At 42.8% G+C, this 8770-nt stretch carries 9 protein-coding genes and 1 pseudogene; 6 read left to right on the plus strand and 4 right to left on the minus strand.

All coding sequences use genetic code 11. The features are described 5' to 3' along the window. Window positions 1-545, minus strand: a pseudogene (locus JZO85_RS17830) (glycosyltransferase family 1 protein); the annotation flags it as partial. Window positions 546-952: 407 nt separating this feature from the next. On the opposite strand from JZO85_RS17830, the gene JZO85_RS17835 reads away from it, so the two are divergent. After that, the gene (locus JZO85_RS17835; RefSeq protein WP_207109863.1) at window positions 953-1951 is read left to right on the plus strand and encodes a thermonuclease family protein; all 999 of its coding nucleotides are present in this window, start codon (window positions 953-955) and stop codon (window positions 1949-1951) included. A gap of 33 nt (window positions 1952-1984) precedes the next feature. Here JZO85_RS17835 and JZO85_RS17840 read toward each other — a convergent pair whose 3' ends face one another. From JZO85_RS17840 to JZO85_RS17850, 3 genes are all read right to left on the minus strand, one after another. Beyond that, window positions 1985-3529: a zinc ribbon domain-containing protein gene (locus JZO85_RS17840; RefSeq protein ID WP_207109864.1), complete on the minus strand. Its 1545-nt coding sequence runs from the start codon at window positions 3527-3529 to the stop codon at window positions 1985-1987. Between the two features lie 145 nt (window positions 3530-3674). Next, on the minus strand, window positions 3675-4442 hold the full coding sequence (locus JZO85_RS17845) for an SDR family NAD(P)-dependent oxidoreductase (protein WP_207109865.1): 768 nt from the start codon (window positions 4440-4442) through the stop codon (window positions 3675-3677). Window positions 4443-4538: 96 nt separating this feature from the next. Further along, a complete protein-coding gene (locus JZO85_RS17850; protein ID WP_207109866.1) occupies window positions 4539-4916 on the minus strand; it encodes a carboxymuconolactone decarboxylase family protein in 378 nt (125 codons plus the stop codon). A gap of 97 nt (window positions 4917-5013) precedes the next feature. Here JZO85_RS17850 and JZO85_RS17855 point away from each other — a divergent pair, with 97 nt between their 5' ends. The 5 genes from JZO85_RS17855 to JZO85_RS17875 all read left to right on the plus strand — a co-directional run bounded on the left by JZO85_RS17855 (window position 5014) and on the right by JZO85_RS17875 (window position 8667). Then, a complete protein-coding gene (locus tag JZO85_RS17855; protein ID WP_207109867.1) occupies window positions 5014-5379 on the plus strand; it encodes a MerR family transcriptional regulator in 366 nt (121 codons plus the stop codon). 142 nt (window positions 5380-5521) lie between these two features. Beyond that, a complete protein-coding gene (locus JZO85_RS17860; RefSeq protein ID WP_207109868.1) occupies window positions 5522-5722 on the plus strand; it encodes a DUF4177 domain-containing protein in 201 nt (66 codons plus the stop codon). A 238-nt stretch (window positions 5723-5960) separates the two neighbouring features. Further along, window positions 5961-6947 carry an ABC transporter permease gene (locus tag JZO85_RS17865; protein WP_430732922.1) on the plus strand — a complete coding sequence of 329 codons (987 nt, stop codon included), beginning with the start codon at window positions 5961-5963 and terminating at the stop codon, window positions 6945-6947. After that, the gene (locus JZO85_RS17870) at window positions 6944-7912 is read left to right on the plus strand and encodes an iron chelate uptake ABC transporter family permease subunit (RefSeq protein ID WP_207109870.1); all 969 of its coding nucleotides are present in this window, start codon (window positions 6944-6946) and stop codon (window positions 7910-7912) included. Before JZO85_RS17865 ends, JZO85_RS17870 begins: the two co-directional genes overlap by 4 nt. Beyond that, window positions 7909-8667: an iron ABC transporter ATP-binding protein gene (locus JZO85_RS17875; RefSeq protein ID WP_207109871.1), complete on the plus strand. Its 759-nt coding sequence runs from the start codon at window positions 7909-7911 to the stop codon at window positions 8665-8667. Before JZO85_RS17870 ends, JZO85_RS17875 begins: the two co-directional genes overlap by 4 nt. The last annotated feature ends 103 nt before the right edge of the window (window positions 8668-8770 follow it).

An 8770-nucleotide genomic window follows, 5' to 3' on the forward strand; every position in this document is an offset into this window, starting at 1 on the left:
CCGTCCTTTTCAAAGATCGTTAAGGAGCTCATCAGCTCTAACACCGCATCGATCTTCATCCCCGAAGAACGGATATCGGCATCGCGCAAACTCCAGGTATGAATCTTGCCGACTGCATCCTCAAAGGTGGAAAGAAGTTTATATTGCTGACCGTCTGTTTCCTCCACAGGGGTCGTTGGGACAAATAAATATTTCTTACACTCACTTAATCGATTGTTGAAGCGGTGGTATTCGTTCTTATTTTTATACAGCCGACGAGTGACTTCTTCCCACTCTTTGCCGCCTTTAAAGGAATCGCGGAACAACGGGCAAAGTTTCCGCAGCACGTCTGTCGGCTCAGCATAAAGAAAAATTTCCCGAATTAACTCACTGCAGAAATCTGAAAAATCACTGATACACAAGCTTTGCCGAATCAGCACTGCCACAATATATTGAATCACCGCATCCGCATCAGATGATTCTGCGTATGCCTGCGAGATTCTTTTCTCAAGATTGATCTTCCCCATTGTGAACAACGTGATTTGTGATATTTTTTTGCTTGCCATCTTTTTTCTCCCCTTCAGATCCTGATCGGTCCATTCTTTTCTTCGTTCGGTTCTTACCTTCGTTTCTTTATTATATAACAATGATAGCGCTTCAAACTGGTCAACCTTTTTAATTTTTTTAAAGGATTTGAATAATAACCATTCAGCAAAGGACATCAAACCATCTAGAAAGCCCTCTCCAAACGCCTTTCACCTTCACCGCCGTACGGAGTCTATCCAGTTGTCTTTCATAAAATAATCGGATTGGAGAAATGTTTGTCATTACGGACCTTATATACTTAAAAAAATAGCATTAAATCACTATTTTTATTATCTAATTAACTTTATCAAAAAATTATAGTATTATTTAGATACACATATTTTTATTAATCTTTATTTCTAAAGGATAGAAAGATGGAGGAGTTCAAATGAACAAAAAAATTGGGGTCAAGCTTGGTGTAACATTCGCAGTCTTATTTAGTTTTCTATTCGCCACTCCAACCCAGCATTATCAGGTGGAAGCCGCGAAAACCAAAACGGAGAAAAAGGTTAAAATTACCCGTACTGCCAACAAGAAAGTCACCGTAAAGGTTAAAAAGTATATTGACGGCGATACGACGCGCTTTAAGTTGAAAAACGGCAAAACGGTTACTGCAAAATATTTATTGATCGCTGCACCAGAGCTCAAAAAGGAGAATCCTTACGCACAAGAAGCGAAGGATCGAACAAAAGAATTACTGAAAAAGGCCAAAAAAATCCAAATAGAATATGACAAAGGCTCGAAACGCGACAATAAAAAACGAGAGCTGGTTTATATCTGGGCCGACGATAAATTAATCCAAGAAACATTAACAAGTGAAGGCTTGGCTGTGGTTCATAGTACAAAAGGCAAGAACACGAAGTACCTTGATAAAATCAAAAAAGCGGAACAGCAAGCCAAAGAACAGAAACGAAATATCTGGAGTATTGAAAACTATGCCCAAGCAGGCAAAGGGTATGATCAAGCAACAGCAGATGAGTACAAAAAAGCCCGCGTTGAAGCCTTAGCTGCCAAGCAAGCCGAAGAAGAACGGCTGAAAAAAGAGCAGGAGGCCAAAGAAGTCGCGGAAAAACAAGCGGCAGAACAAGCGGAAGCGGCTAGAAAGGCCGAAGAAAAACGAATTGCAGAAGAAGCGGCAGCAGCTAAAAAAGCGGAAGAGGAGCGAATAGCTCAAGAGGCTGCGGCCCAACAAGCCGCGGCTCAGGCTGAAGCTGAGGCCCAAGCACAGGCACAGCAACAGGCTCAAGCTGCACAAGGCCAAACAGTCTATGTCACTCCGACCGGCAGTAAGTACCATACCCATAAATGCGGTAATGGCACCTATTCGCCGGCTACTCTGGAGGAGGCCCAAGCAAGCGGATTGACACCTTGTTCCAAATGCTATTAATTCAAAAGGGGACGCCAACTCGGCGTCCCCTTTCTATGCGTCTCCGCTATCAACAGTTTCAAAGTTCTCTGCGCCTCCCAGATTGTCGATCTGGAAGGTCGCTTCGTCTTTGTTATAGCTCAGTGTAGCCTTCTTATAACGGAAAACTTGGCTCACATCGTCCGTAGCATCCGTGTAGATCGTATCGTAGTAAATCAAGTACTGGACAGTATAGACATCTTTTCCGGTCATACTGACGGATTCGACTTTTGCCTTGGCATTGACCCGAGATTTTTTAGCGCTCGTGCGAAATTCATTGATAAATTTCTCAAAATCCTTTTCATCAGCATTACTTGCGCCGTTAACAAAATGCTCAGCTAGATCACTCTTTTCAGATGCGCCGAAATCGCTATATTTAGAACTATAGCTCGACAAATCGCTGTATAAACGATCCAAGAAAATCTGAACATCCTCTGTTGATTGGACATTGTCAAAATCCAAATGAATTTCTGAAGCATAGCTGTCCGCTTTGTAGTCGTCTGCTAGAAACTCAGTCGCTGCGATTCGGTACGTATCACTTTTCAACTGATCACTAGCTGTCTTGAATGCTAATTGGACCTCCATCCCCTGATGCCAAACGACGTCCTTAATCTCTGCTTGGCCCTCTTCGATGGTTCCGACTTCCTTATCATTCAGTAAAACCTGCGCGCCGTCGACATTCGAGGTGACTTTGAAGGAAATCTTATGGAGATTGATTGCGACATGACTGTCCGTTTCAAATTCAGGGTTATGGTAGCGAACCAACGCTTGCTTAGCGGCTGATTTTTCACTATCTAATTTTCCTTCTACTTGATAGCTGCCTGGTGTTAATGGCCCCCAGGTCGTCTGATAATTACTCCCTTTAGAGGTTGCCAGCTTTTCACCATCCAGCGACAGCTGCATGCCTGCTTGATCGGTCGTAACGGTCAGATAGACCGGCTGAATCACTAATTGATAACGAGGAAACAAGCCAAGATGCTTCCCTTTTTCCTGAACAGAAAAATCGTCTAGCTGACCGGGATTATTTTTTAAATCCGTTAAAAAATCAGCGAAATCCGCTTTATGATTACTTTCTTGATAATAGCTGACAAATTTTTTCAGGTTGGCCGCCGATACTTGATAGTTGGGATCTTCCGAAACGACAACTTCTGCTATCTTTTCGGGATCTTGTGTTTTGAAGATTCGTTCCAGCCGGCTTAATTGCTGCGGGTAGCTATAATAATATCGGCCAAATAGGAACCCGAAGGCAAATAATACTACTACCATTACTCCTGCACCGATGCCAATTTTCTGCTTCTTCGATAACGTTTTTTTCGGCGAAGCTGCTGGTCTCACGATGGTTTTTATCTGATGCCCGCAATTCGGACAAAAATCCGCATCCGATGGGATGGATTCGCCGCAATTTGGGCAGAAACGTTTAGCTTCCGGTGCCTCCGACTTTTCTTCTTCTGCCATCACTTCTGGCTTTACTGAGGCAGCTGCAGTAAATGGCTGTCCGCATTCTTCACAAAAGCGCGCCTCTGATACATTTTCATGACCACAATTGGAACAATTTTTCATGGATATCCTTCCTGTTCTATCAGTCTTTCAGTACTGATTTATAAGTCTTTATCACCTATGATTGTAGCAAATATAACAATAAAAAAGGATATTATTTAAAAAAAAGACACTCTCTCGGATTGAGAAAGTGTCTTGCGCTTTTCAATTAAACGATCGACATACCGCCATCAATGATGATGAACTGACCATTCGTATAGCTGGAAGCATCGCTTGAGAAGTAAAGGATCGTTCCATTCAATTCCCCACGTTTGCCTGGACGGCTCATTGGATTCAAGCCTTGATATAAGTTTAAGAAGTCTTCTGATTTAAACAGCGTATCCTCTGTCATCTCAGATTCAAACAAGCCCGGCCCGATCGCATTAGTTGTAATATTGTATTTCCCATAGCTGGCTGCCATTCCCTTGGTTAATCCGAGAACCGCTGCTTTGCTGGCATTGTATGAATGACGGATAAACACATCCTCCTTATCAGCCATGACTGCGTTGATCGATGCGACGTTGACGATTCTTCCATAGTTGTTATCTATCATATGTTTTACTACGTATTTACTCACTAGGAAGATGCCCTTTACGTTGACATCCATGGATTTATCGAAGTCTTCCACCGTTAAGGAATCCACACCGCCGCGCACCGCGATTCCTGCATTGTTTAGTAAAATGTCCAAATGTCCGAAATGATCATATGCCTGTTGGATTCCGTCTTTGACATTCGCTTCATCCGTAACATCCATTTTGATCGCTAAGACATCACGGCCTATCTCCTTGATTTCTGCGGCTACTTCTTCTAACCGTTCCAAACGTCTAGCCAACAAAACCACATCCGCACCGGCTTTTGCATAAGCGATCGCGGCATCGCGACCCAGCCCGCTGCTGGCACCTGTTACTACTGCTACTTTTCCATTTAAATCAAACATCGAACATCACTCCTTCTTTTTTGATAACGCATACAACGTTGCTATACTAACGTTACCTAAGATAGTAGGGTGATGTCAATAGCTTGTGTAAAATAGCTAGGCTCTTCTATCGTTAAAAACACCTTTAGCTACTGTAATCGCGTTTAAAACTTTGGGAAAACCTACATAGGGAATACAGTGGGTAAATACCTCTATGATCTCTTCCTCCGTAAGTCCAACATTTAGCGAGCCGTTAATATGAACGACTAATTGCGCATTCGTATCGCCCTGAGTCAGTAAGCTGGTGATCGTGATGATTTCCCGCTCCCTGAAGGACAAAACGGGATTATTATATATATCCCCAAAAGCAAATTCCAAAATATAACGGCCAACATCCGGAGCGATAGCCTCGAGACTATGAATCACCCGCTCCCCTGCTTCACCATCAATCTCTTGTAAATTCTTGATCCCTTGTTCCAATCTCTTATCATTCATAGCAGTCTCTGCCTCCTTTATGTTAAAGTACTATAAACTATCAAGTTGACTTTATAGCAAGAAGCTTTGATAAAAAATGTAGCAGAGGAGAATCTAGATGTATAAAATCAGCGAAGTTTCCAAAATGATCGGCTTTAGTATCCCGACCCTGCGATACTATGAAGAATTAGGGATCAGTACTCCGGCTAAAAATAAAAACGGCTACCGTGAGTACAGTGAAGCAGACATTGATTGGTTGCGTTTCATCCATCGCTTAAAACAGACCGGTATGGATCTGGAAACAATCAAGAAGTATTCAAAGCTGAGAAGTCAAGGCGATCAGACCATTGAAAAGCGCATGAAGCTTTTAGCCGCGCAAAGAAACCGGCTGTTAGCGGAAAAAAGAAAGATTGACGACCATCTCTTTTTCTTGGAAAACAAACAGGAGACTTATAAAAAAATGCTGGTCAACAGAAGAAGCTAATCGGCTTGAAACAATAGTTTCCTTTTTGCTCAATAGCAGCCGTTCAATAAGGCCTCCCTGCTTTTGTTGAAACAATACTTTCTATTTTTATCCTCAGCCTGTTCAATATCCTATAATAGGTAAAAAAAGGAGGAGATAGGGTATGTGGACTTACAAAAGCGACGTATTAGAAACATCCGTGAAGTGGTTTAAGGATAGCGCCAACAGAGAGGATTTGGAGCGTTTGGATGATTTGATCAACAGCCGCGCAAATGAAGGCTGGGAATTCGTGACTCATTCATATATGCCAAATGTTACCGCGACTAGAAGCGCGATTCTCGTGACATTCAGAAAAGAACAATAATCGACCGTTATCTAAAGGACTGGGAGTTTCTTCCCAGTCCTTTTTAGTCTGCAAATAAATGCAATTCTACACAATCCCTTTAAAGGAAATTCCACGGACAACCTTTTCAACAAGATCCCCACTATAGCAGGTCAAAGAATAATTGCTCATACGGAATAGCGTCCTCCATAGCCAAAAAATCATTTAAAAATAACTTGCTTTTGTTTTGTTTTTCACCTAAACTTTATAAACAGAGAGAATGAGAATCATTATCATTTATTTGTGGGAGGGTGAGTCTTTGAGAAAAAAAGGAATCGTGCTTGTTCTATTATTGTTAAGCGCTCTCTCTATTTTTATCGGAGTAAAAGATTTGATGCTGCAGGCTTTATTCCATGGCGATCCGGAACAGTGGCTGATACTCGCCACCACTCGTGTACCGCGGACAGTCAGCTTAATTCTGGCAGGCGCAACGATGAGTATCTGCGGTTTGATCATGCAGCATCTGACACAAAATAAATTTGTTTCACCAACAACTGCTGGAACGATGGACAGCGCTCGACTGGGGATTTTGCTCGTAATGCTCTTTTTGCCTAATGCCTCCACCACGGTTCGGACCTTTTCAGCATTTGTCTTCGCTTTTTTAGGAACCATGCTCTTTTTAAGTCTAAGTCGTCTGCTGCCAACAAAGGATCCGATTTTTCTCCCCCTGCTTGGTGTGATGTTCGGTAATATTGTCGGTGCAATCGCCACATTCTTTGCTTATCAGTTCCAATTGATCCAAAACATGTCTTCCTGGCTGCAGGGTAATTTTTCATTAGTAGCTAAGGGAAGCTATGAGCTGCTCTACCTGACAATTCCGCTATTTTTTATTATTTACTTATTTGCCTACTACTTCACAATCGTAGGCCTAGGAGAAGATGTCGCGGTCAATCTGGGAGTCAACTATCGTTTGACTCAGACGCTGGGGATCGGTCTGGTGGCTGCTGCCAGCGGATTGGTTTTGATCATGGTTGGCACCGTGCCCTTTTTAGGAGTGATCGTTCCCAATATTGTCTCGCTGATTTACGGTGACCACGTCAAACAAAATCTATGGATCACCGCCATCAGCGGCAGTGTGTTTCTAATGGCCTGCGATATTATTTCACGCATCGTGATCGCACCTTATGAGGTACCGGTCAGCTTGACGGTAGGTATTTTAGGCAGCGTGATTTTTATTTACTTATTGGTTAGGAGGAAACGGGTATGAAATTCTCTCGGCCAAAAAAAGCGCTGCTGCTAGTCGTTCTCACGATCATAGCACTGCTCTTATGTGGACTGTACTTGACCTATAATACATATGGAAATTTCCAGTTTGCTTGGATGCTGCGGGGTAAAAAGGTTGCGGCCTTTTTACTGGTGGCACTGGCAACGGGAATGGCGACAATCAGTTTTCAGACACTAACCCAAAATCAGTTTTTAACGCCGAATATTCTAGGCCTGGATTCCTTATACGTGTTGATCCAGACCCTGCTGTTTTTTATCGTTGGTGGTGTCAACATGCTGTCACAGGAACAAACCTCCACTTTTTTAATCAGTATTCTTTTGATGGCGCTGTTGAGTCTGCTGCTGGCCAAGGTTCTGTTGAAGCGCCAGCAAAACGATTTATTTATTTTGTTAATGCTAGGAATGATTCTGGGTACCCTATTCAGCAGCACCAGTAATTTCCTGCAAGTAATGATGGACCCTAATGAGTATGATCTGCTGCAGGGGCGGCTTTTTGCCAGCTTTGGAAATATCAATACCACTCATTTAGGCTTAGCCGCCGTGATTATCTTGCTGGGTTCATTCAGTTTATTCGCTGCCAATCATTATCTAGATGTCCTGCATTTAGGCAGCGATCAAGCGACGAACTTAGGAATCTCACTAAATCGATTTCAGATCATGGTCTTATTCCTAGTGAGCCTTTTGACTGGAACAGCTACCGCACTAGTCGGCCCGATCACGTTTTTAGGCTTCATTGTCGCAAATATCAGTTACCAGCTGATGCCGACTTATCGCCACAGCTATCTCTTTTTAACTGCCGTGTTACTCGGAATCATCTTTTTGGTCGGCAGCCAATTTTTAGTCGAGCAAGTATTTCACTTAAAAACAACGGTCAGCGTCGTGACACAATTTGTCGGCGGCCTGTACTTTATCTGGAAAATCATTTATGAAAGGAGACAGCAGCGATGATCGATTTGAAAGAAGTATCAAAGAACTATGGGGCGAAAAAAGTCATTTCTGAGGTATGCTTACCCATTAAAAATGGGCAGTTGACCGCTTTTATCGGACCAAACGGAGCAGGCAAAAGTACTTTGCTGTCGATGATCAGCCGCTTGATCACGATCGATGCCGGGCAAATTTACCTTGATCACAATGAGGTCAAAGCGTGGGGCTCTAATGAACTGGCAAAGAAGCTGTCGATCCTGAAGCAAAGCAATGGTGTGAACTTGCGAATCACTATCCGTGAGCTCGTAAGCTTCGGCCGCTTTCCTTATTCGAAAGGCCGTTTGACGGCGAAAGATCAAGACATGATCGATTATGCGTTAGAAAAGCTGGGGCTAGTCGAAATGGCGGAGGATCGGATTGATACTTTGTCTGGCGGCCAATTGCAGCGTGCGTATATTGCTATGATCTTGGCGCAGGATACTGAATATATTCTATTAGACGAGCCCTTGAACAATTTAGACATGAATCATGCGGTACAGCTGATGAAAACCTTGCGGCGCTTAGTGGAAGAAGAGCACAAAACAATTCTGCTGGTCATTCACGATATCAATTTTGCGGCGACCTATGCCGATGAGATCGTTGCAATGAAGGCTGGAGAAATCTTTGCTCACGGAACGACGAATGAGATGATCCAGCCCCACATTTTAAATGCGTTGTACGAAATGGAAATCAAAATCTGTGAGCTGGACGGCAAACGATTTTGCATGTATTTCAACTAAAAATGGGATTCAGACTCATTTAAAAATGAGTGCTTTTATTATAAATTAGGAGGAAACAAGTTTGAAAATAAAAACACGCAATGATTCCTAAACAAAGGCACAC

Origin of the sequence: Candidatus Enterococcus murrayae, assembly GCF_017315985.1 — a bacterium.
Taxonomy (GTDB): Bacteria; Bacillota; Bacilli; order Lactobacillales; family Enterococcaceae; genus Enterococcus_A; species Enterococcus_A murrayae.